The 23,079-nt window shown below is 60.8% G+C and carries 23 protein-coding genes; 16 read left to right on the top strand and 7 right to left on the bottom strand.

The window, feature by feature from the left end; genetic code table 11:
- Positions 1 to 442: 442 nt before the first annotated feature.
- The 8 genes from ACLQ7E_RS19850 (at position 443) to ACLQ7E_RS19815 (ending at position 10,147) form a co-directional block, all read left to right on the top strand.
- Positions 443 to 1,930, top strand: coding sequence for a DUF3375 family protein (locus tag ACLQ7E_RS19850; protein ID WP_411734303.1), 1,488 nt, complete (start codon positions 443 to 445; stop codon positions 1,928 to 1,930).
- Entirely contained in the window at positions 1,927 to 2,646 is a 720-nt protein-coding gene (locus ACLQ7E_RS19845; protein ID WP_411734302.1) for a DUF4194 domain-containing protein, read from the top strand. Before ACLQ7E_RS19850 ends, ACLQ7E_RS19845 begins: the two co-directional genes overlap by 4 nt.
- On the top strand, positions 2,646 to 6,053 hold the full coding sequence (locus ACLQ7E_RS19840) for an ATP-binding protein (RefSeq protein ID WP_411734301.1): 3,408 nt from the start codon (positions 2,646 to 2,648) through the stop codon (positions 6,051 to 6,053). Before ACLQ7E_RS19845 ends, ACLQ7E_RS19840 begins: the two co-directional genes overlap by 1 nt.
- The gene (locus ACLQ7E_RS19835; RefSeq protein WP_411734300.1) at positions 6,050 to 7,213 is read left to right on the top strand and encodes a Wadjet anti-phage system protein JetD domain-containing protein; all 1,164 of its coding nucleotides are present in this window, start codon (positions 6,050 to 6,052) and stop codon (positions 7,211 to 7,213) included. Before ACLQ7E_RS19840 ends, ACLQ7E_RS19835 begins: the two co-directional genes overlap by 4 nt.
- A gap of 250 nt (positions 7,214 to 7,463) precedes the next feature.
- A complete protein-coding gene (gene kynA / locus ACLQ7E_RS19830) occupies positions 7,464 to 8,333 on the top strand; it encodes a tryptophan 2,3-dioxygenase (protein ID WP_411734299.1) in 870 nt (289 codons plus the stop codon).
- A gap of 9 nt (positions 8,334 to 8,342) precedes the next feature.
- Positions 8,343 to 9,176 carry a PaaX family transcriptional regulator C-terminal domain-containing protein gene (locus tag ACLQ7E_RS19825; RefSeq protein ID WP_411734298.1) on the top strand — a complete coding sequence of 278 codons (834 nt, stop codon included), beginning with the start codon at positions 8,343 to 8,345 and terminating at the stop codon, positions 9,174 to 9,176.
- A gap of 140 nt (positions 9,177 to 9,316) precedes the next feature.
- Positions 9,317 to 9,655: an ArsR/SmtB family transcription factor gene (locus tag ACLQ7E_RS19820; RefSeq protein WP_411734297.1), complete on the top strand. Its 339-nt coding sequence runs from the start codon at positions 9,317 to 9,319 to the stop codon at positions 9,653 to 9,655.
- Positions 9,656 to 9,673: 18 nt separating this feature from the next.
- Positions 9,674 to 10,147 carry an SRPBCC family protein gene (locus ACLQ7E_RS19815; protein ID WP_411734296.1) on the top strand — a complete coding sequence of 158 codons (474 nt, stop codon included), beginning with the start codon at positions 9,674 to 9,676 and terminating at the stop codon, positions 10,145 to 10,147.
- A gap of 276 nt (positions 10,148 to 10,423) precedes the next feature.
- On the opposite strand, the gene ACLQ7E_RS19810 is transcribed toward ACLQ7E_RS19815, so the two are convergent.
- Together ACLQ7E_RS19810 and ACLQ7E_RS19805 are read right to left on the bottom strand one after the other, a co-directional pair.
- Positions 10,424 to 10,756, bottom strand: coding sequence for a hypothetical protein (locus tag ACLQ7E_RS19810; protein WP_411734295.1), 333 nt, complete (start codon positions 10,754 to 10,756; stop codon positions 10,424 to 10,426).
- 87 nt (positions 10,757 to 10,843) lie between these two features.
- Positions 10,844 to 11,185: a hypothetical protein gene (locus ACLQ7E_RS19805; RefSeq protein ID WP_411734294.1), complete on the bottom strand. Its 342-nt coding sequence runs from the start codon at positions 11,183 to 11,185 to the stop codon at positions 10,844 to 10,846.
- 125 nt (positions 11,186 to 11,310) lie between these two features.
- On the opposite strand from ACLQ7E_RS19805, the gene ACLQ7E_RS19800 reads away from it, so the two are divergent.
- Together ACLQ7E_RS19800 and ACLQ7E_RS19795 are read left to right on the top strand one after the other, a co-directional pair.
- Positions 11,311 to 11,673 carry a PadR family transcriptional regulator gene (locus ACLQ7E_RS19800; protein WP_411734293.1) on the top strand — a complete coding sequence of 121 codons (363 nt, stop codon included), beginning with the start codon at positions 11,311 to 11,313 and terminating at the stop codon, positions 11,671 to 11,673.
- Positions 11,673 to 13,022, top strand: a complete 1,350-nt coding sequence (locus ACLQ7E_RS19795) for a permease prefix domain 1-containing protein (protein WP_411734292.1) — start codon at positions 11,673 to 11,675, stop codon at positions 13,020 to 13,022. Before ACLQ7E_RS19800 ends, ACLQ7E_RS19795 begins: the two co-directional genes overlap by 1 nt.
- Positions 13,023 to 13,147: 125 nt before the next feature.
- Here the strand turns inward: ACLQ7E_RS19795 and ACLQ7E_RS19790 are convergent, their stop codons facing one another.
- The 4 genes from ACLQ7E_RS19790 to ACLQ7E_RS19775 form a co-directional block, all read right to left on the bottom strand.
- Positions 13,148 to 13,864: a transglycosylase family protein gene (locus tag ACLQ7E_RS19790; RefSeq protein WP_411734291.1), complete on the bottom strand. Its 717-nt coding sequence runs from the start codon at positions 13,862 to 13,864 to the stop codon at positions 13,148 to 13,150.
- Between the two features lie 321 nt (positions 13,865 to 14,185).
- On the bottom strand, positions 14,186 to 14,428 hold the full coding sequence (locus ACLQ7E_RS19785; protein ID WP_411734290.1) for a hypothetical protein: 243 nt from the start codon (positions 14,426 to 14,428) through the stop codon (positions 14,186 to 14,188).
- Between the two features lie 7 nt (positions 14,429 to 14,435).
- Complete coding sequence (locus ACLQ7E_RS19780) at positions 14,436 to 14,660, bottom strand: hypothetical protein (RefSeq protein WP_411734289.1); 225 nt, start codon at positions 14,658 to 14,660, stop codon at positions 14,436 to 14,438.
- A gap of 22 nt (positions 14,661 to 14,682) precedes the next feature.
- The gene (locus ACLQ7E_RS19775; protein ID WP_411734288.1) at positions 14,683 to 15,660 is read right to left on the bottom strand and encodes a GntR family transcriptional regulator; all 978 of its coding nucleotides are present in this window, start codon (positions 15,658 to 15,660) and stop codon (positions 14,683 to 14,685) included.
- On the opposite strand from ACLQ7E_RS19775, the gene ACLQ7E_RS19770 reads away from it, so the two are divergent.
- From ACLQ7E_RS19770 to ACLQ7E_RS19745, 6 genes are all read left to right on the top strand, one after another.
- Entirely contained in the window at positions 15,650 to 16,813 is a 1,164-nt protein-coding gene (locus ACLQ7E_RS19770; protein ID WP_411734287.1) for a TIGR03364 family FAD-dependent oxidoreductase, read from the top strand. The two genes, ACLQ7E_RS19775 and ACLQ7E_RS19770, sit on opposite strands and share 11 nt — an antisense overlap.
- Before the next feature lie 6 nt (positions 16,814 to 16,819).
- Positions 16,820 to 17,734, top strand: coding sequence for a phosphate/phosphite/phosphonate ABC transporter substrate-binding protein (locus ACLQ7E_RS19765; RefSeq protein ID WP_411734286.1), 915 nt, complete (start codon positions 16,820 to 16,822; stop codon positions 17,732 to 17,734).
- The gene (locus tag ACLQ7E_RS19760) at positions 17,734 to 18,543 is read left to right on the top strand and encodes a phosphonate ABC transporter ATP-binding protein (protein WP_411734285.1); all 810 of its coding nucleotides are present in this window, start codon (positions 17,734 to 17,736) and stop codon (positions 18,541 to 18,543) included. The genes ACLQ7E_RS19765 and ACLQ7E_RS19760 overlap by 1 nt, the downstream gene beginning before the upstream one ends.
- Positions 18,540 to 19,358: a phosphonate ABC transporter, permease protein PhnE gene (gene phnE, locus ACLQ7E_RS19755; RefSeq protein ID WP_411734284.1), complete on the top strand. Its 819-nt coding sequence runs from the start codon at positions 18,540 to 18,542 to the stop codon at positions 19,356 to 19,358. The genes ACLQ7E_RS19760 and phnE overlap by 4 nt, the downstream gene beginning before the upstream one ends.
- 68 nt (positions 19,359 to 19,426) lie before the next feature.
- A complete protein-coding gene (gene rarD / locus ACLQ7E_RS19750) occupies positions 19,427 to 20,296 on the top strand; it encodes an EamA family transporter RarD (protein ID WP_411734283.1) in 870 nt (289 codons plus the stop codon).
- Positions 20,297 to 20,351: 55 nt separating this feature from the next.
- Positions 20,352 to 21,464 carry a YihY/virulence factor BrkB family protein gene (locus ACLQ7E_RS19745; RefSeq protein WP_411734282.1) on the top strand — a complete coding sequence of 371 codons (1,113 nt, stop codon included), beginning with the start codon at positions 20,352 to 20,354 and terminating at the stop codon, positions 21,462 to 21,464.
- Between the two features lie 24 nt (positions 21,465 to 21,488).
- Here ACLQ7E_RS19745 and ACLQ7E_RS19740 read toward each other — a convergent pair whose 3' ends face one another.
- The gene (locus tag ACLQ7E_RS19740; RefSeq protein WP_411734281.1) at positions 21,489 to 22,979 is read right to left on the bottom strand and encodes a TIGR01777 family oxidoreductase; all 1,491 of its coding nucleotides are present in this window, start codon (positions 22,977 to 22,979) and stop codon (positions 21,489 to 21,491) included.
- Between the last annotated feature and the right edge of the window lie 100 nt (positions 22,980 to 23,079).

Genomic DNA, 23,079 nt, shown 5'->3' with positions numbered 1-23,079 from the left:
GGTCGACGCAGCATCGCCTGCGCCCGTAGTATTTAACACGGCTCGTGGTCCTTGGAATTATGAATGTCTTAGTCAACACCCATAATTCCGTAGGGCTGCGGGCCCTACTTATTTGATGACGCCACGCCTAAAGTCCGAGAGCCACACTATTTGGTACTTCCCCACAATCTATGAATGGGTAGTGACCTTAATTACGCGCGCGATCATGGATATTCTCTGACCTCATCTCGGGGCAGTTCCATATTGGTGTAGCCATTTCCATGATCTGCCCATTTTCGGTTTCGAGATCCAATGTAGATTTCGATTTCATACACTTGACCGAGTTTTCCTGCAGCCGAATCTCTCAGTATTCGGAATCAGATGACAATCCAAGAGTTGATTTTCCGCGCCCTATGCTGTTCTTGTCGGTGCCGTCTCCTAGTATGTCGTTCAAGGAGGAACCGTGGCAGATATTGGACTCGAACTCAGTAGGGTGCAATCGGCGTTCGACCGACCCACCCTTGGATTGCTTAGTAAGAACGAAGCCCCGCTTGTTGTGGCAATCTTCCGCTCCACGTTTTCCCGCGACGTTACCCAAATGACGGCGACGACCTTTCACGCACATGTAGAAACGCTTCTCGGAATCCTAGCTTCCAATGGCCATGACGGATACGAGCCTTCCCAGGCTCGTCAACTTTGTCGAGACTGGGTGAGGCGAAAATGGTTAATCCTAGACGCCCGCGATGACGGAGAAGAGTTTTACGCCCTAACCTCGCATGCTCAGGACGCAATGGCTTTCGTCCAGAACCTAGGTGGTGAGCGTGCTCTTCTCTCAGAGTCCCGCATCCGTACCATCGTGGATGTTGCTCGCCGAAGCGCAATGGATGCCAATCCGGACGCTGACGCGCGGCTTCAGTTGCTAAACAAGGAAATTTCCAGGCTGACAACGGAGCGTGACCGCATTTCGAAGGGTGGTCATATCGAAGCAGCATCTGACGACCGAATGCTAGAGGCGTTCATGAACCTTGCGGATCTGCTCGACGACCTACCCTCAGACTTCAAACGCGTTGAGGAGAGCGTCGCCAAAATGCATCGGCAGATTATCAGCGCTTTCCGTACCGATGGTCGTCCGAAAGGCGACATCGTTGGTGAATATCTCACTCGTTCCCGCAATGTTCTTAATGACTCCACGGAAGGTCGCGCCTACCAAGGCGCTCTCGATCTGCTCGCGCGCGATGAGATGTTGGCTTCACTTCGCCAGGATATCGAAGCCCTCCTCGCGCATCCGTTCGCCCAAGCATTGACACGTAGTGATCGGGACCGAGTCACCGCGCTAGCCGCTCTTTTAATTCGAGGTGTGGAAACTATTCAGGACCAGCAGCGGCACTTATCGGCAACGCTCCGGACCAATCTGGCGCAAAAGGAAGCCCTGCGAAGCAAAGAGCTCGACACATTACTGCACGAGTTAAGACAGCAATTGGCTCAGCGAATCGAACGCTCTGGCGTACGAACGCGCGTAAACGTTTCTCTAACACCGTCAAAGTTCGAAGTTTCTACACTGCGGGAACGCCTCCACGACCCAGCCGAATTGGCTCCCCCGCCTCCGCTCGATGACACCGGACAGGATGGAGTTGCCCTCACTGCCGAAGAAATCCGGCAACAAGGGGGCCCATCATTTTCCCGCTTGCGTTCGATGCTGCTGAATGGACTATCCAATGACGATACCCAAACCGCCGCTGACGTTTTCAACCGGTTGGCGGCTACGGATCGACGCCCCGTAGAAGTGCTCGGCCTCCTCCATGTCGCGGGAGCGTCGTTGCTCCGTAGCGATGCCGAGGAAATCTTCGAAACTGTCCGAAGCGACGGCACGCATGTCGCGTATGCGGCTCCGCTCCTGACTTTCACCGATGAGGAACTTCGATTTCTTGCCAGAGATGAGGAGACATCATGACTAGCGATCCAATCGGTAACGAGGCTACCGAGCAAGCTCAGGCTCTGGCCGAATTCACGGCAGATTTGGCAGTTGGTGAAGTTCCAGATTGTTCTCAAAATGATTTGGGGACACCAGGAGAGCAGCTATTTGAAGGAGACAGGGGCGAGCTAACCTTGGCCCAGCGTAAAGCTTTAATCGTCCTCTTGAAGCGGAAGTATCTCTCCGCTGACAAATATCCTCAAGAATGGCAAGCCTTGTTGACGAACAGGATATCCATCGAGATTCGCCTCAACGAACTCTTCCTGGAACTCGTTCTCGATGAAGACCGGCAGTTCGCATATAAGCGAGGTGCTGTTCCGGAGGGCGAAGGCCGTTTCCCGACACTGCTACATAACCGGCAGTACACGCTTGAGGAAACGGTTCTCCTTGTCGAACTACGTGATCGATTCGCTCGCGAATGGGCCAGCGGTTCCGACAACGTCTTTGTGGACCGCGAAGAATTGCTGCACTATTTGGAGTCGAACCGGCGAACTGATGGTACAAACCATGTCGAAACTCGGCGACGAGAGACAAATGCGATCACTGGGCTTAATGATGAAGGCGTTCTAATCGCTGTTCAAGGCGACGCCGACCGATTCCGCATTTCTCCAGTTATCAGTGCAGTACTTACGGTGGAAAAACTGCGGGAGCTTATGCAATGGATAACTAATGATTTGGAAGGTGTACCTGAGTAATGAGCAGCGAACCTATGCTCTCGGTGGAACTTTTCGAGGCCATTCCCCAATGGCGCCTTGCCCGGATGCAACTCGTTAACTGGGGAACTTTCCACAACTACCATTCGACGGAATTCGAATTCTCAACTTTAATCAGCGGACCATCGGGTAGCGGCAAGTCATCGCTCCTTGATGCGTACACAGCATTGATGATGGAGTCCAATACCCCGTTTAATGGCGCTTCAAACGAGGGAAGTGGACGTGCAAGGGGCAAAGACCAACGTAGCGCACTTTCTTATATTCGCGGCGCTATCGATACCGTCAGGGACGATGAAACCGGCGAACTGATCGACGACATACTTCGGGGAAAAAACTCCGCCACTTGGTCTGCAATCGCAGCCACTTTTCGCAACGATGATGGTCGGCATTTCACCGCGCTTCGCCTATATTACGCACGCGTCGGAGCGTCTTCTGCTTCAGATTTGACTATGCGAATGCTCACGACGCCCGGGGACCTGAATCTCAAAGACATCGAAGAGTTCGCCGCCGCGAAGTTCCTTCCCAGAGAATTACTCGGTCGATATCCAGCGATGCGCAACCACGACTCCTATGCCACATTTGCACAAGCCTTATACACACAACTGGGAATCGGGCACAACGGCAACGGCGCTCGAGCCATGAAGCTTCTCGCGCGCATTCAAGGCGGGCATGACGTGAAGTCTGTCGATGCACTCTATAAGCAGCTCGTGCTCGAAAAACCTGAAACATATAAAAAAGCAGACGTCGTGATTAGTCACTTCGATGACCTGGCCAGGACCCATGAAGCTATGCTGACCGCAGCGCAGAAGGTTGATGTACTGAAGGACATGCCTCGTTTGCATGCTGACATGACCTCAGCGCAGCGGGAAATCGAAACAGTGGATTCCTTCCGCATCAACGGCGACGGGCCCACCCCATTCCGGCTATGGAAACTGAAAACGAGGAGTACTCTCCTTGACCAAGTAGTGGACAGCAACCGCGCTGAGTACATCGCTGCCCAGCAGGCGTTCCGCGAAGCGAGCATCGTGGAGGAAAATCGAAAGCTGCAGTTGGATCAAATTGCACAGGACGAGCGCGCCAATGGCGGCCACGCACTTGAACGGCTCAAGAATCATCTCGATGATCTCGCTATTGAGCGCGATGCGGCCTCCGTGGAACGGATGAAATTCTACGAGAGAGTTGCCATACTCAACCATTCTTCGGGCTTAGAGACCCAAGAAGAGTTTGATTCCCTAGCCCAATATGCACTCGAATTCATTAGTTCCTATGACGATCAGGACATGGAGCTTACGGCCAAGCAGGACGGAATCAAACATGATTTATGGACCATCCAAGCTGAGCGCAAACTATTGGCGCGAGAACACGAATCACTCCTGAACCGCTCCACCAAACTACCGTTGCGCTACATTGAGGCTCGCGCCAAGATTGCTGACTGCGCGGGAATCGACCAAACAGAACTGCCGTTCGTTGCTGAGCTGATCGATATACGACCAGAACACGAGCGATGGCGGCCGGCTATGGAACTAGTGATGCGCGGCTTTTCACTTACTTTGTTCGTGGACGAAAGAGCTGCCGAGCGCCTGCGTAGCAGCATTGATACATTGGCACTGCGTGATCGAATCAGATTTCGAGCCATTCCCACTGGTATTTCCGGTGCCACCGCTTCTCCTGGAACATTGGCCAGCATGCTGAATTTCGCCGAATCACCATATGGCGGGTGGCTGCAGCTGGAGGTGTCCAGACGATTCGACTATGAATGTGTGGAAACCGCCCGCGATTTCACCAGCGGGAGCAGGAAACAGCTCACTCTCGCAGGGCAGGTAAAAGACGGTCCTAAGGGTGCTCACGGCGGAATTACGAATGAGAACATCATCGGTTTCTCAAACGAATCCTACCGGCAACAGCTAGCACTGCGCCTAGATGGGTTGGACCGAGACCTCGAGCAACTAGACATCGAAATCGCTGTTCTTAATGACCACGGAAAAAGACAGCAACTCATACGCCAAGCATTTCAATACGTCCTCGATTCCAAATGGCAGGAAATTGACGTTCTGTCTCTAGACGCTCACATCGCTTCGACGGAGGCGGAAAGAGCTCGGCTTTGGGAATCGAACTCGATTTTGGCAGCGCTTGAAGTCGAGAGGATCCGCCTCGAAGAAGAACATCGCGAGGCTAACCGCCTGCGCGTTACCGCTGAATCTGCGGCCGAAAGATTGCAGCGAGAGTACGGTCCGCTTGTTACCCGACAAGACGACATCTTCGCTGAAATTACTGCTACAGCCGAAGCTGTCCGCCTCACGGACGACCAGCAGATCCACCTCGACGAGGTATTCGCCGAGCATGGTGTTCCTGGAGATTTCGAACTGCTGACGGACTCATTCAATAAGGTCAAACGTCATCTCGACGACCGGGCTCGTGGAGCCAGGCAGCGAGAAACGGCCGTCTCCGAATCACTGATCCGGGTATTCGATACATATCAGAGAACATGGCCTAATTCTGACCTCGGTATCACGACTAGTTCCTACGAGGATTACCAATCAGTCCTTGACGAGCTCATTGCCGAAGGATTGCCAGAACGCCGGTCCGATTTCAAACGAGAGATGGCGCAGTGGACCGGACGAGATTTAATACCACTTGCCCACAGCATGCGGGAGTCTGTGAACCACATCGAGGAGCGACTCAACGAAGTCAACGAAATTCTCGCCAGTATTCCATTCGGCCCTGAACAAGATCGCCTACGTATCAGTCTGCGACGGTTACCCACCCAACCGGTCCGACTATTTCTCAAACGCTTGAATCGTATCGCTGAGGGTGCGACGGCTACGTATGAGTCCGAAGAGACAGACGCAAGGTTCAAGGAAATTGACGACTTCGTAATGTTGATCCGACCCAGTGGCTCGTTGCCGAAGGGCGTTATCTGCACCCGAGACACTTATTTGGACGTGCACAGGCACCTGACAATCACTGCTGAGCGGACCAATGAACACGGGGTCCAACTTAGCGTTTACGACAGTCTCGGCGGAAAGAGCGGCGGGGAAACACAGGAACTTGTCGCTTTCATCGTTGGAGCTGCCCTTCGCTACCAGCTCGGCGATGAAGAGAGCAGCACAAGGCCTCGGTTCGCTCCGGTCTTGCTGGATGAAGGCTTCATTAAGGCAGATGCCGAGTTTGCTGGGCGAGGGGTCCACGCCTGGAAACGGCTTGGCTTTCAGCTGATCATCGCGGCCCCCTTGGATAAGGTCACCGGCATCGAAATGCACGTGGATTTGATGTTAGGGGTCAATAAACCGGGAAAGTTCTCACTGATCAATCGTATTCGGGCCATCGACGAACCAGTGTCTGAAAAGGCTCGGAGCATGCGTGCTACCGATGCGATGGAGTCGGAATGAAACCTCGTCACCAAGTCCTGAAGGAACTCGAGCGACGCTTGGCAAACTGTTGGCAGAATTCGGTCCTCAACGCCGTTGACGAATGGCCACACACGATTGCCCTCGGAACTCCGAGTGGTGACCGTCTGGAAACCGACTTTGCGGCGATTCAAAACTGGGGGTTTGATTGGGCTGACTGGGCCGAAGAACACCAGCTCGAGCTGCGCCTAGCAGTTCGCAAGGTACATGGAACTGCGCAGAGGATGCCGACTCACATAGTTATTCCGGACGCCGACACGGCGGCGCGACTTATTGGCGCCGGGTGGCCAACAAAAATGGAACGCGCTAGACAGAAGGCGCTCATCGTTCAAGGCCGATTTCCTCATGCTTCTTTGGCACCACTGCTTCGCGAACTAACGGAGCTAAACACTGTCGACTTTGAATTACTGCTCGCGGTTGCCGATTGGTTCCGCGATCACGATGCCAGCGGCCTTACCCCACGGCAGGTCCCTATCGAAGGCTTTGACAGTAAATGGCTCAATACCTCGCAGCATCTCATCCAGGCGTTGAGCGGCAATCACGATCTGGGCCTCATAAATCGACCACGCACAGTTCACTTCGCCTACCTTGATCCGCAACATCACGCCGATGGCGGTCGCCGATTCGACAGCGCAACAGAAGGTGATCCGTCGAGCCTTGACTATCGTCCAATAACCATCATTATCACCGAGAATAAGGACACGGCCCTCTTCTTTCCAGACCTTGAACGTGCCATCGCCATCCAAGGCGCCGGGGCTGCCGGTCCAGCTTTCATTCCATTCCTTCCGTGGGTCTCGGAATGCGACAACATAATCTATTGGGGTGATCTAGATGCAGAGGGATTCGAAATAGTGCATCAATATCGGAAACGAACACTAAATGCGCGCACCATTTTCATGGATGACTCCACGTTGGATGACTACGGAAAGTTCGGAGTGAGGCACGACCGAACTGGTCGATTCCTACTTCGCCCGCGCAAGAGACTCGAACTGCTGACAAAAGAGGAACGGGCGACATACGAAAGAATCACTGACAAAGATTGGCAAGGGGCATTTCGTATAGAACAAGAGCGAATACCGCTGGCTATCGCTCGGGAACTCATCTTGGCTATCAATAGATCTAATGGGGAGTTGCAAGGCTGAGGCTTGTGTTCCGGCTTGACTCGAGGATTGGGTGTGACTCTCCAATCATCTGAATCGTCAAGACGTTGTATTTGTGAGGATTCGTCCACCGCACTTGTGAAGGCCAGCCTGGATCGAGCCGTTATCGCGACAGCAAGTTTTCTGCCTGAGATTCAATCTGAGATGGACTATTTGAAGATTAAACTCGTTGCAACCAAACATGGACATTTCACTCTCTTGACGCTCGTCGAGAAAATGATACGATTTTTTCATGGCCTGCCCACACGCACAGACACCCGAGGGTGCCCGCGAAATCGAAGACACCGTCCGCACAGACTTCAGCAACGCGATGTCGTACGGGGGCTATCTGGACCTCGAACGCCTGCTTTCGGCACAGCACCCGGTCAGCGTCCCGGAGCACCACGATGAAATGCTGTTCATCATCCAGCACCAGACCAGCGAGCTCTGGCTCAAGCTGATGCTGCACGAGCTGGTTGAGTCGCGTCGCCTGATGGACAACGACGAAATCGGCAAGTCGCTGAAATGTCTGGCCCGCGTCAAGCACATCCAGAAGACCCTCACCGAGCAGTGGGCGGTCCTTGCAACACTGACTCCTCGTGAGTATGCACAGTTCCGCGGATCCCTCGGCTCGTCATCCGGCTTCCAGTCGTACCAGTACCGTGCCGTCGAATTCATCCTAGGCAACAAGCACGAGGGCATGCTCAAGGTCTTTGAATCCGACCCGGGCGCCCACGAACTACTCACCAAGCTCCTCCACGAGCCGACGGTTTACGATTCCTTCCTCCGCGCCTTGGCCCGTTCGGGCTATGCCATCCCCCAGGAGATCCTGGAACGCGACGTCTCCCAGCCTTGGGTCTTCCAGGAGGCGCTTGTCCCGATCTACAAGGACATTTACGAATCCGACGAAACCGTCTGGAGCCTGTATCAGGCCTGCGAGGACCTCGTGGATCTGGAAGACAACTTCCAGGCGTGGCGCTTCCGCCACATGCGCGTGGTGCAACGCACCATCGGTTTCAAGAAGGGCACCGGCGGATCCTCCGGCGTCGACTTCCTCAAGCGCGCCCTGGACCTCACGTTTTTCCCGGAGTTGTTCGCCGTTCGCACCGAGATCGGCAAGTAGCACCCACGCATGCTTTCGGAACTCGACGACCTGGATGCCCGCCCCGGCAGCACAACCTCCCTGGTGCGCACCATTGTGGGCCTGTACCTGCGCGAGCTGGGCGGCTGGATTTCCTCGGCGCACCTGATTGCGTTGATGGACGCGCTGGGCACCACGCCCCAGGTGACCCGGACCGCGATTTCCCGCCTAAAGAAGAAGGGGATCCTCGATCAGCAGGCCCGGAACGAAATCTCGGGATTCGAGCTGACCGCCACCGGTGAACGCATCCTGACCCGGGGAGACAGGCGCATCTTCGAACCGCGCGCCATGGGAACGACGGACTCGTGGTGCCTGCTCTCATATTCGATCCCGGAAGCCGAACGAGAACGCCGCCACCAGCTACGCAAGTACCTGCAAGGCATTGGCGGCGGACTGATGGCCCCGGGCTTGTGGATCTTCCCGAACTACCTGCGCGACGAGGTCTGGGAGATCTTGCGCGTCCTGGGCCTGGAGGACCACGCGACGGTCATTGTCTCCAATCTGCTGGAGTTCACTGGAACCGCACGCGCTTCGGCCGCCGCGTGGTGGGACCTGGATGCGCTGGCCGCACTGCACCACGGGTTCCTCGAACAGAACCAGGCAGTGGCCGGAGCCGGAAACGCCAGCTGCGCCGAAAGCTTCGCCACCTATGTGCGGGCCATCGATTCCTGGCGGACCATCCCCTACGTGGATCCCGGGCTGCCGGAAAGCTGCTTGCCCGGGGACTGGCCCGGCCACCAAAGCGCCGAATTGTTCCTGCGCATCCAGGCAAGCCACGCGGCCGCGGCACGTGCTTACGTGGCTTCGCGGGCCGCCGTCGGCTAGGGCTGTTGGCGCGAAACCATTTGGCACTCGGCCGGCGCCGAGAAGAGTCAAGATCACCCCGCCCCACCTCTTGACTATTGGCGGACGCCGGCGGATCGTTGTAATCAACCGAAAGGTTGATCAAGGAATGAGTTGAATACGTGTCCTTTGACGAGCAAGATCTCAGCAGGGCCTTCTTGGCCCTCGCGGACCCGACGCGCCGGCAAATCATCGCCAGGCTGTCCACCGGGCCGGCCACTGTGAACGAACTCGCCGAACCGTTCAAGATGTCCATCCAGGGCATCTCGAAGCACATTCAAGTCCTCGAGCAGGCGCATCTGGTGACTCGCACACGCGAGGCGCAACGTCGGCCGGTTCACTTGAATCCTGCACTTCTCACGGAGCTGACCGGCTGGATCGACAAATATCGGCTGCTGGCCGAAGCAAAATACAACCGCTTGGACGCCGTGCTCAAAGACCGGTCCGCGCACCACGGATAAATCCACGAAAGTCCCATCATGAGCAACCCATTGAACCTCACCGTCCCCGAAGGCACGCCTTTCATTGATTTCACGCGGGAGTTCGATTTTCCCGTTGCCGCGGTGTTCGAGGCACACCGCGACCCAGCCCTGCTGGCGCAATGGCTCGGACCCTACGGCATGGAAATGGAAATCGAGAACTACGATTTCCGCACCGGCGGCTCCTACAAATACACGCACTCCAACGAGACCGGTACCTACGGATTCACCGGCGTCTTCCACACCGTCCGCGAGAACGAGGTCGCCATCCAGACCTTTGAATACGACGGCCAGCCTGATGTGGTCGCCATGGACTACATGCGTTTCGAGGCATTGGACGGCAACCGCTGCCGACTGGTCGGACACTCCGTGTATCCGACCATCGAGGCCCGGGACGGCATGGCCTCTTCGGGCATGGAAGACGGCATCACCCAGGGGTACGAGAGACTGGATACGCTGCTGGGCACCCGGTGATTTCACCGCTTCACCACCGACGTCCAATCGACTGGCACCCTCAAGACGCATCGGGCGGGGAGGTTCTCCACCCGCCGCCGCCCGTGGTCAAAACCGTTGCCGCCGGTGGTCACTATAGAACTTCCACTGACAATCTCCTATGCAAACTTCTCAGCTGCTGGTCCTCGCAATACTTGGTTTCGTCGAAGTGACATAGCGATGGGCGCATAATCCGTCGTCATGTGATGCCGCTCGGTGGACCTGGCTGAGTATGCCAATGCCCCTGCGAAGGCCAGTTCACCGCCGTCGTTTGCGCCGCGCATCAGAGTCAATCGGGTACCCGAACGCCTCCAGGCAATCCAGGACCTCCTCCGGTCGGTTGGTATAGAACGACCACCACACATCGTCACTCACGACGATACCGATGCTATGAAAAGAATTCAGGCCCCTCTGCTGCCTGTAGATCAGCTTCACCTGGCGGCGTTCGAGGATCCATGGTCCAAAGAAACGGTCCAATCCAAATCTGGGCCGGAATTCAAGCATTTGCTCCGAAACGTTCAAACGGATCCCACGCGGGAAAATCCTCACGTGAGGAGGCATGTTCGCCCCTCCAATGAAATCCTTGCTCATACGATTACCTCCATGGGTTGAACTGATGCAGCGTTCTCGTCCAAGTGTTACTCATGCCGCCATGAACCTCTGCTGGAATCGGAAAGGCTAGGCCGCTATCCTGCCGACGGTTTGGACCACCGGCAGGTAGCCGGGCTTGGTCGCTGTCACGCGTACGTAGATGCGGTGGTTCCGGTCGGTTCGCTTGATCGCGTAGGTCTTCGCGGTGGCACCCATGATGGGCTTGCCGTCCCGCAACCACTGGTAGGAGACCTTGGTGCCGGAGCGCCACTTTTGGCCCGGATAGTTGCGCGTGGTGGCACGGCTGCCGACCTCCCAGCTCCCGTACGGATCCACCCCCGGTGCCGCGAGCCGTAACAAAGTGGCCGGGATGGCCTTCGAGGTGACGGTGCGCGTCGTGTAGCCGGCAAGCTTGCCCGTGACCCTCATGGTGACCGGCTTGCCGTGGTCCGCCGGGACGGTGGTGTACGCCGATTGACCCAGTCCGCGGCCCGCCTTGCTTTCATGGACCTACAGGCGTTCAATACCTAGTACATCTATGTATGGGAGGCACCATGCGCATCGACAAGGACCTGGTCGCCGCATCGGCAACCCCGCTGGTGCTGGGGATCCTGGCGGAGGGCGAGCTGCACGGCTACGCCATCATCAGGCGCGTGGGCGAGCTCTCCGGCGGGGACATGGCGTGGACCGACGGCATGCTCTACCCGCTGCTGCACCGCTTGGAGCGGCTCGGCTACCTGTATTCGTCCTGGGGCATCTCCGAGGCCGGCCGCCGGCGCAAGCATTACGCCATCACCGAGACCGGACGCGAAGCCCTGTCCCAGAGACAGGAGCAGTGGAACGTCGTGGCCAAGGCGCTGCGACAGGTGTGGCACGCGACGCAGCGCCCCTCCGCCGTGGAAACGGGGTGGGCGTAATGGAGCCGCACGCCGGGCTCGAGGCCCAGATCGAGATGTGGCGCGGGTACGTTGCCCGTCGCCAGGCAATCTCCCCCGCAGACCTCGATGAACTCGAGGACCACCTGCGCGAGCAGATCGCCGAACGAAGGGCCGGCGGGCTGGATGACGACGAGGCCTTCCTGGTGGCGATCAAGCGCATGGGAAACCTCGATGCGGTCTCACGCGAATTCGCGCGGGAGCACTCGGAGCGGCTGTGGAAGCAGCTCGTCCTGCTCCCGGAGGAATCCGCAGACACCGGCGCCCCGCCCTGGCGGGAGCTTGCCATCGTGCTGTCCCTCGCAGTGGGGGCCGGGCTTGCCCTCAAGGCGGGATTCACCTGGCTCGGCGACGACGATGCGTTGTTGCGCAACTTCGGCCTGTTGGTGTTCCCGTTCGTGGCCGCGTATTTCGCGTGGAAGCGGCGGATCTCCGCGCGCACGGCGATCGCGCTGGCCATTCCCTTCGCAGCACTGGCCCTCGTGGTCAACGTCTACCCGTTTGCTCCCGGCGGCTCCACCTGGCTGCTCGCGGCGCTGCACGCCCCGGTGATCCTGTGGCTACTGGTGGGGCTGGCCTATGTCGGCGGGCGGTGGCGCTCCAATGGCAGGCGCATGGACTTCGTGAGGTTCACCGGCGAATTCGCCATCTACTTCACGTTGCTGGGCCTCGGCGGGGGCGTGCTCGTTGGACTCACCTTCGCCGTGCTTCAGCTCGTCGGCCTGGACCTGGAACCGGTTCTGGAGGACTGGATCCTGCCCTTCGCAGTCCCCGGGGCACTGGTGGTTGCCGCCTGGCTGGTCGAGGCCAAGCAGGACGTCATCGAGAACATCGCCCCTGTCCTGACGCGCGTCTTCACGCCCCTGACGATTGTGATGCTGCTGGCCATGCTGGTCGTGCTCACGACCGCCGGTGGCCTTCTCGACGTCGACCGCGGCCTGCTCATCCTCATGAACGCGATCCTCGTATTGGTGCTGTGTCTCCTGCTCTACTCGCTCTCCGCCCGCGATCCGCTGGCGCCGCCGGGGCTCTTCGATGCCCTGCAGCTGATCCTCGTCGGGGCGGCCCTGACCATGGACGCGGTAATGCTTGCGGCGATGTTGGCCAGGATCGCCGAGTTCGGATTGAGCCCGAACAAGGTCGCCGCGCTCGGGCTGAACCTGCTGCTGCTGGTGCATTTGGTTTGGGCCGCCTGGCTCGCCGCCGGGTTCCTGCGCGGCAGGCATCCGCTCGCGGCGCTCGAGCGTTGGCAGACGCGCTATCTGCCAATTTACGGCGCATGGGCCGCTGTCGTGGTGCTCGTTTTTCCGCCGGTGTTCGCGTTCGCCTGAGTCCGGCCGGGCACCAGACCGGGCAAGGTCCCTGCGGAAACGCAAAAGGACTGCTCCGCAGCCACTTGGGGGTTGACTGCGGAACAGCCCTCCTGGCCGTTCGTCCGCTCTTGCGAGGGACCGGTTTACTTGGTTGGCAAGTCCAGCGACTGTCCAACAAAAATGAGGTCGGCGCTGGGCACGACGTTCTGGTTCAGGGAGTACAAGTCCTGCCAGCTGCTCAGGCCCTGGGACTGGGCGATCTTGAACATGGTGTCCCCGGCCTTGACGGTGTAGTTCTTGCCAGAGTCGTTGACGTTGACGCTGATGGCCGGCGCCTTGGCGACCGGGGCAGCTGCGCGCTTGCCGCTGGAGGCGTAGCTCTTGGCGGGAACCGACTTGGTCTTGTAGGTCTTGGTGGAATTCGACTTGTAGCTCGACGAATTCGACTTCTGCACGGTTTCCTTCTTCGGGGTGGCAGCGTAGGTCTCGGCTACGGCGCCCTTGCCGCCGGAAAGTCCCAGCTCGGCCGAGCATGCGGGCCATGCGCCCCAGCCCTGGGCGGCCTTGACGCGTTCGGCAATGCGGATCTGCTCCGACTTCGAAGCATTGTCAGCGCTTCCGCTGCCACCGAAGGCGCTCCATGTCGAGCCCGAGAACTGGAGCCCGCCCTTGTAGCCGTTGCCGGTGTTGATTGACCAGTTTCCGCCGGACTCGCACTGTGCCAGTGCGTCCCAAGTGCTGGTGCTGGCTGCCGATGCAGGTGCCACCGACATTGCCATGGCTCCCCCGGCCATGGCCAGTGCGGCAACAGTCGCTGCGCCGCGGCGAATGTTCTTGCTCTTGGTATTCTGCTGGATCATTTTGTCTCCAGTGCCATCCTCCGCATAGGTCGTCCAGGACCATCTTGGCAGCGTTGTCCGGCGTCGCAATCGACGTTCGAGTGGCTACCGCCGCAATGGACAACGAGGGATACTCGGCGGTAGGTGTGACGCGTTCCGTAACCCGATGTTATAGAAACGTTACTCAACGACGGTACGGCACCACCCCCGGGCCAAGTCAAGCCAAGCACTCGTCCGTGCGCCATTCTTCCTAGTCAGAGCCGTGAAAAAAGTTAATCACACACAAAAATGCGTCCCGGCGGCTGCAATGGCCTCCGGGGCGCTGTTACCAAAACGATATTTTTAGTGGCTGACTAGTGCCGACTCAAGAACACCGGGAACGTCCTTGGCGCCGTCCAACACCCAGCTGTGCGGGTGCTGCTCGAGCTCGGCGCGACGCAGCGCCTTCATCGCTGGTGACCGCGGCATCGAGCAGCCTGCCCTGGCCAATGCCGCGGCCCCGGGTATCGAGGATCTGAGTGGCATCATCGCGCGCAAATACGTGCTCAGGCGAACCTTGATTCCGCGGCCCTTGAGGTCACGCAAGCCATCCTCAACCCCGGCAGGGCAACCGGCCGGTTGGACGCATGGCGTTCCGCCAGAAGGGCGCGGAAGCGGTCGAACTGCCGCGCCTCCAGGGCCGGGTCTGCACGTCCATCGGGGCCATGCCGGCTCCGGCGGCCCTGAGCGAATCCTCGAGGGTGCGGTAGACAATTCCGGGCTCGTCAACGTTGGTTCCGGCCATATCCAAGGCGACGAGTTCAATCAGGGTTTTCATCCTCTTTGGTGTTGCTCGATTTTCAGGCGACCAGCGGGACACGCGCCATGGCCGCCATGGACTGCCTGGTGTTTTCAATGACGAAGTTCGCCAGATGCGGCAGGTAGCGATCATCCGAACACTCAAGGATCTTGCCGTCGCGACCATAGGTCAGCCGGTGCTCGCGCAACAATGGCGAACCCGCGGCAACGCCGAGCAGGGAGGCGTCCGTCTCGTCGGCTCCGACCGCATCAATCACATGCTTGCCCCGGCTCAGGTCCACGCCGAGGGATGTCAGGTAGCCGAAGATTGATCCACTGTCCGTGTCAAAGTCGAAAAGCGCCTTGCCTGCTTCCGAAATGAAGTTGCTGCGTTCCACCATCGTCGGAATCCCGTCGAGCAAACGAAGTCTCAGGACCTGGATGACCGGTTCGCCCGGCTGCAGCTGCATTTTCCCCGCCAGGTCCTCGCCCGCCGGGCGCCGGGCAATCTCCACTGTTCTTTGCCCCGGCTCTCGGCCCAGGGAATGGGCCCACTCGGAAAAAGACATGAAGGTGGCAAACGACTGGGACGGCACCGGGCGGGTTACCACCGGAGGCTTACCGCGTCCGCCCGTAATCAGGCCCTCGCCACGCAGGCTCGACAGGGCTTGTCGAACGGTTCCACGGGAAACACCGTTCTCGGCACACAGCTCCGCCTCACTGGGCAAGGGCACGCCTTCTTTCCAGGCGCCGGAGGAGATCCTCTGGCGGTACAAATCGCTCAGGCGCCGGTGGATGGGTTCATCGGATAGTGGCAGCACGTACTTGATCATACAAGTGGAGTCGGCGCCATTCCAGGGACGTCGATGAACCGCAAATGAACAGATCATGAAGGCATTTATGGCCAAATGAACCATGGATGAACTTGTCTGAACAAGTGCCTTCCTGGCTTGAAACGAGCCGCCCGGACCGGCAAGCATCAATGTCGTGAACATCCTTAACTCGAATTCAGAAGCCACCCAAGAACCGGTGGCAAGCACCGACGTCCTGGTCGTCGGGGCAGGAATCATCGGCCTTGCCCATGCAGCACTCGCCCACGCGTCTGGCCTGAGCGTCACGGTCATCGAACGCGACCACCGTGCGGTGGGTGCCTCGGTGCGAAACTTCGGCCATGCCTGCATCACCGCCCAACACGGCGACCTCTACGACCTGGCCCAGGCCGGCCGGAAGCACTGGCTCGATTTCTCCGCCAAGGCGGGATTCTGGGCCATCGAGTCAGGTGCTCTGGTGGTTGCCGCCACCGAGACCGAACTCCAGCTGCTGCGTGAATTCTCGGATTCCCGCCCCGAAGGCCAGGTCACGGTGCTTGACGCCGACAATGTCAGGGCCAAGCTCGGCCGTGAAAACACCGACGGCATCCGCGGCGGCGCCTTCCTCGCCGACGACCTGCGCGTTGACCCGCGTACCACGGTGGGCACGCTTGCCGGCTGGCTCAACGACCAGGATGGCGCCGCGGTTCATTTCAACACCGCGGCCCTGGGCTTTGGGCAGGGCGCCGCACGCCGGGCGCGCGTCAGCACAAGCCGCGGCGCCTACGAGGCCGACCAGGTGTTCATCTGTGTCGGCCACGACGTTGACTACCTCTTCCCGGAGGTCGCGGCGGAACACCGCATCGAGCGCTGTGCCCTACAGATGACAGCGGCCCCCGCCCCGGAAAGCACCACCATCGTCCCGGCCGTGCTGACCGCCACCTCCATGCTGCGCTACGACGCCTTCACGCACCTGCCCTCGGCGAGCGCGCTGCGCTCCCAGGTGTCCGCGGCGCGCCCCGACCTCCTGGAGATCGGCGCCAACGTGATGTTCACCCAGCGCCCCGACGGCACACTGCTGCTCGGAGATTCACACTCCTACCAGCTGACCCAACCACCGTTCCTCACCGAATCCACGTCCGAGATCTTGCTGCAGGCCGCGGCCAAGGTGCTGGATGTGGAAGACATCCTGCCCACCGAACGCTGGCAGGGCATCTACGCCTCCTCCGAGGTTTCCCCCGTCCTGGTTCGCGACATCGCCGAATCCATCACCCTGGTTTCCGTGACCAGCGGCATCGGCATGACCATCTCCTTCGGCCTCGCCGAGGCAAACCTCAACGCAGTCGCCGCCACCCGAGCCACCACCGCACTCCAAGGATCCTGAAAAACCATGACACTCCCACGCACCCTCGCCCTCTCCCTGGCCGCGGTCGCGGCCCTCACCCTGGTTGGCTGCTCCCCCGCCGAGTCCCCGGCCAACGCCAATGCGAACGCCTTCTGCCCCACCGGGGAGCTGAAGTTCGGCATCGAGCCATTCGAGGATCCGGCCAAGCTCGAACCCGCCTACCGGGTGCTCGCCGCGGCACTGGGCAAGGAACTGGACTGCAAGGTCGAGGTCCAGGTCGTCGAGGACTACGCGGCCGAGGTGCTCGCAATGCGCAACGGCAAGCTCGACATCGGCCAGTTCGGGCCCATGGGCTTCGTTTTCGCTTCCACCAAGGCCAACGCCGAGCCGCTGGTGTCCTTCGGCACGGCCGACGGGAAGCTCTCGTCCTACACCGCAGGCATCTGGGTTCCCAAGGATTCCGGCATCAAGGGCATCGAGGATCTGCGCGACAAGGACCTCGCCCTGGGCTCGGTCGGTTCCACCAGCGGAGACGTGTTGCCCCGCTTTGGCCTGAAAAAGGCCGGCATCGCCGAGGACGAACTGAACATGAACTATGCCGGCGGCCACCCCGAGGCAATGCTTGCCCTGACCAAGGGCACCGTGGATGCGGCCCAGATCAACTCCCAGACCCTGGCCAGCGCCCGCGAATCGGGCAACTTCGATCCGGCCGGCTTCCGCCAAGTCTGGAAGAGCGAAGCCATTCCGAACGACCCCATTGCCGTCTCGGCGGATGCAGACCCTGCCTTCAAGGCGGCGGTGAAGGATGCGCTGCTGAACCTGGCACCCGCAGACATCGAAGCCGTCGGCAAGTTCCTTGACGTCACCCCGGCGGGTGCCCTCATCGAGGTCACCAAGGAAACCTACAACCCGCTCTTCGATCTCGCCGACACCATGGGCCTGACCGAGAAGGACATCTAATGTCCACGCAACGGCTGCCGGATCCCGCGCTGCATCCAATCGCAGCGGCAGGCGAAGAAATCTTGCAGGTAAGGAACCTGACCAAGTCATTTGGCGGGCGTACCGTCCTGGACGGGGTCGACTTCACGCTCGCCCGCGGCTCCGTGGTCGCGTTCCTGGGTGCCAATGGTTCGGGCAAGTCCACCACGCTCAAATGCATCATGGGGCTGGAAACCCCGGAGGCCGGATCCATCAAACTCGGTGGCACCGAACTGTCCACCCTGCGCGGTGCCGAGCTTGTCCGCGCCCGTTCCACGGTGGCCATGGTTTTCCAAAAGATCCATCTGGTCCCCCGACGTACCGCGCTGGAAAACGTCTGTGCAGGCGCCTTGGGCCGGCTCGGTGGCCCGGCCTCCGTCAGTCCCCTGTTCTTCCCCCGCGAACTCAAGGAAGAGGCCATGGCCGCCCTGGCCCGCGTCGGCATGGCCGACCGCGCGCATGAAAAGGCAGGCAGGCTCTCCGGCGGCCAGGCCCAGCGCGTGGCGGTGGCCCGCGCCCTGTGCCAGCGCGCTTCCGTGCTGCTGGCCGACGAGCCGGTCTCAGCGCTCGACCCGCGCTCGGCAGAGGAAGTCATGGGCCTGCTGGCCGAACTCGCCCACGCGGAAAACCTGGCCGTTGCCGCGGTCCTGCACCAACCGGACCTGGCCCTGCGCCACGCCGACACCGTCATCGGTCTGGTCAACGGCCGCATCGAATATTCCGGACACATCTCCGGACTCGATGCCTCCATGCAAGCCCGCCTCTACACCCCGAATCGAGTAGCGGCATGAGCACGCCGGTCCCAACCCTTTCAGTCCCCAAGGTCCCCAACGCCGGGTGGCGGATCACCTCGATCCTCACCGCCATCGCGGTGTTCATCGTCCTGCACGTCTTCGCCCTGCGCGGCACCGACTTCGAGGTTGCGGCACTTGTCACGGGTGCCGAAGGCATGGCTTCCTTCCTGGCCGAGGCATTCCCGCCCGACCTTGATTGGGAATCGGTCGTTGCCCCGGCATTGAAGGCAACCACCGTGACACTGTGGATCGGGTTGTTGGGCACCACCCTTTCCATCCCGACCGCATTGTTGCTTGCGGTGTTCGCCTCGCGCACCACCACGCCGCACCGGGCCGTGTACCAGCTCTCCCGCGCCATCCTTTCCTTCTTCCGCGCGGTGCCGGACATCGTCTTCGCGCTGATCTTTGTCACGGCCGTGGGGCTTGGCCCCTTTGCGGGCGTGCTGGCGTTGATCTGCCACAACACCGGTGTCATGGGGAAGCTGTGGGCGGAGTCCATGGAGGAAACCGATTTGGGCCCGCAGCAGGCGTTGGCCACGGCCGGGGCCTCGCGTCTCCAGCAGGTCACCCACGCCGCACTGCCCATGGCCCTGGGCCAGTTCGTGGGGTTGCTGCTGTACCGCTTCGACGTGAATGTCAGGTCCTCGCTGGTCCTGGGCCTGGTGGGGGCCGGCGGCATCGGCCTGCTGATCAACCAGTCCATCAAGTCGTTCCGCTTCGATGCGATGGCCACCCAGATCGTGGTGGTCCTGGTCTTGATCATCCTGGTTGACCAGCTCTCCTCGTTCATCAGGCGCAAACTGGAAGTCTAGGTCGGGTACGGATCCCGGCTCGCCTAGACTGAAAAGCCAAGTCGAGTACGAACAACGGAGCGTCATCGATGAATCGCGGCGTTCTTGCCTCCCTCGCGGCCTCGGCACTGTTCGCAACCATCTTTGTCATCTCCGGGACCCTGCGGGACATTGGTTCGGCGGAAGTCTACGGTTGGCGAATAGTGTTGACCCTTCTGATCCTCGCGCCCATCTATGCGCTGGTTCCGGGCCGCCGCTCCCAGATGATTGCCCTGCTCGGGCGCATCAAGGCCAGGCCCGGGTTGCTGTTCTACGGGGCCATCGCCAGCTCGCTGGTGGGCATCCAGCTCTGGCTGTTCATGTATGCACCCATGAACGGCTACGCGTTGGCGACCTCGCTCGGCTATTTCCTGCTCCCCCTGGTCATGGTGGTGGTGGGACGGGTGGCCTTCGCAGAGCGGCTGTCCCGGGGGCAGAAAATCGCCGTGGCGCTGGCCGTGGTCGGCGTGGGCCACCAGCTGGTCTTCGCCGGCGGCCTGGCCTGGCCCACCTTGCTGATTTGCCTCGGGTATCCCATTTACTTTGCGGCCAGGCGCGCCGCGCGCTTTGAATCGAATGCCGCCTTCACCCTCGAGATCCTGTTCCTCACGCCGTTGGCCATCTATTTCGTTCTCACCGGTGTCCGCGGGTCCGAGGCAGCCATTCTGCCTGTGCTCTCCATTGGCGTATTGGGGGCTTTGGCCATGTTCCTGTACCTGGGCGCGGCCTCCGTGCTTTCCCTGTCGGTTTTCGGTCTGCTCAGCTACGTCGAACCGGTGTTGCTCCTGGTGGCCGCCGCGGCCATGGGCGAACAGCTTTTTGCCCGGGACACCTACACCTACGCACCCATCATCCTGGCCCTGGTCATCCTGGCCACCGACGGATTCCGGTCCACACGTTCCTTGCGCCGGGGGAACTAGGACGTAAGGTGGAAAAAGACCATGCCAGCCTTGCCGAAAGCAGGTGGATTCCCCAGTGGACCCGTCACAAAGCAGTGAACTCGAATTGCGCAGGGATTCCTGGCTCTATGCCGCGAAACGAACGGTGCGGGAGTTTTCCCGGGACGGTGCCACCGATCTTGCCGCCGCGCTGACCTATTACTCGGTGCTCTCACTGGTTCCGGGAATGCTGGCTTTGCTCTCGATGCTCTCGCTGATCAGCAGCGGACCCGAGACCAGGGATTGGATGGTCCAGACCATCAGGCAGATCAGCACCCCCGAGATGGGCGACAATGCCGAAGCCCTGCTGACCCAGCTAGGGGAACAGACCGGGGCCGGCTGGACGTTGATTGTCGGTTTGCTGGTGGCCCTCTGGTCGGCCTCGGCCTACGTGGGCGCCTTTGGCCGGGCCCTGAACCGCACCTATTCCACCGCCGAGGGCCGCCCCTTGTGGAAGCTACGGCCCCAGATGTACCTGCTGACCTTGGTGATCCTGTGCCTTGCGGTGGCGGCCATTGCCATCCTGGTGCTCTCGGGACCCGTCGCCGAGGGTATCGGCTCGGTGCTGGGACTCGGCGAGGCGACGCTTTTGGCCTGGAACATCGCCAAGTGGCCGGTGCTCTTGCTCATCGCCGTGCTCATGGTCGCATTGCTCTACCACTTCACCCCCAACGTCCGGCAGCCGCGGTTCCGCTGGATCAGTGCCGGGTCCCTGGGCGCACTGGTGGTCCTGGGGCTCAGCACCGCGGGGTTCTTCTTCTACGTGCTGAACTTCAGTAAATACCAGAGCGCCTACGGTGCACTGGGCGGCGTGATTATCCTGCTGTTGTGGATTTGGCTGGCCAACATTTCCCTGCTGCTGGGTTCCGAGCTTGATGCCGAACTCGAACGCGCCCGGGAATTGCGCCGGGGCCTGCCGGCGGAGGATGCGCTGGCTTTGCCGACCCGCGACGACACGGGAATCGCCAAGGCGCAGCTGGCCCTGCTCGACGACCGTGACAATGCGCGCGCGCTGAGGGTTCGAGCAGGCGGGGACGCGCACCCGGATGCGGATTTGCCAGGGCCGCGGCTGCCCTGGGGTCTGCTGACCGGTGCCGCGGGCGCGGTTGCTGCGTACCTGATGGGCAGGCGCCACGGCGGCGGCCGCTAGTAGTTCCCTTCTCGCGGCACTCTCCTAGGAATGCCCCAGCACGTGGCGCAAGGCCGATTCCAGGTCGGAGTGCCTGAACACGTAGCCGCTGTCCTCGATCTTCCGGCTGGAGACGCGCTGGTCGGCGAAAGCCAGTTCCCTTGCACCCTGCTTGCCCAGCAGGAGCCTGGGACCAAAGCCGGGGACCGGAACGCGGGCCGGGCGGCGCACCACCTTGCCCAGGACCGCGGCGTATTCCTTGGCCTGCACCGGGTGCGGAGCCACTGCATTGACGGGCCCGGCCAGCGCATCCGTCAGCAGCGCATGGGCATAGATGCCCACCACGTCGTCGATGCTGATCCAAGACTGCCAGGCCTCCGACCCCAGGGGCCCGCCCAGGCCGAGGGCGTAAAGCGGCAGCATCCGTTGCAGGATCCCGGCTGCAGGTGATTGCACCAGGCCGGTGCGCACATTGACCACCCGCACCCCTGCCTGGCGTGCGGGCGAACACGCATCCTCCCAAGCCGTGCAGACCCCGGCCAGGAAATCGATTCCGGGAGCGGCGTCCTCATCCAGGGGAACCGCCGAACCTGCTCCGTGCGGGTTCGCCCCGTAGATGCCGATGGCCGAGGCCACGATTAGGCTGCGTTGCTTCCCGTCCTTGGCAAGGGTTGCCATGGCGCGGGCGAGCAGGCCCGTGCCCAGCACGCGCGAGGCACGGATTTCCTCCTTGGTGCCGGCGGTGAACCGTCCGCCGATGGTGTGCCCGGCCAGGTTCACCACCGCATCCACGTCGCGCAGCTCCTCGGGGTCCAGCACCGCGAACTCCGGGGCCCAGAAGATCGTGTCCGCCCCGTTGGCGGCACGCCGGTCCCGCACCAGGCGCTTGATGCGGTGGCCACCGCCGCCCAGCAATGCGCAGAGCTGGGTGCCGATCATTCCGGAGGCGCCTGCCACGGCAATCGTCAAGGGCTTGGCTGCATGGCTGGCGTGGAAGGACAGGTCGGCCCGCAGCATCCGTTCCCGGTACCGGAAAACCTGGATCAGCTCATGCTTGAAGGCCCGCTCGGCGAACTTGTGCGCCCGGTTCCCGGGCAGCCGACCTAGCACCGGGAGCTCGAATTCCACGACATCGCGCATCACCGTGCCCGCGTTCGGCCCCTCGCCGTCGTCGGCGAAGAGATGCTGGTGTTCCCAGCGGGCCAATGGCCCGGATTCCATGACGTCGGTGAAGTCGTGTCCGGGATTCAGGGATATGTGCTTGGCATGCCACGGGATCTCGGCACGTACCCAGCCGGGCAGGCCCAGGGCATGGGCGCCGGCGCCGACCACGGCGGCCAAGGAGGTGCCCAGGGTCCCGGGTGCCGCCACGTCCATGACGGCCCGCGAACCGACGGCAAGGCCCTTGTCCGGTTCCTGCCTGATCGTTCCGGCAAAGGGGGCGGAGAGCCGAGGCAGGGCCCCGGGGCGCTCAAACCAGCGGAAAACCGTTTCCCGCGGGTAGGGCAGGCGCGTCGTGTATTCAAAGATTGCCATGGCGGTATACATCCCTTTTCTCGCGTTGTCTCCCCCTTGTCACCCACACTAGGCGAAAGGTGCGCGCCGCGGCAGATCCGCGCGATGCCCCGCAAATTTT

Source organism: Paeniglutamicibacter sp. (assembly GCF_046714615.1).
Classification (GTDB): domain Bacteria; phylum Actinomycetota; class Actinomycetes; order Actinomycetales; family Micrococcaceae; genus Paeniglutamicibacter.
Note: the sequence above shows the minus strand (reverse complement) of the source record. Positions and strands in the feature narration are given on the sequence as shown.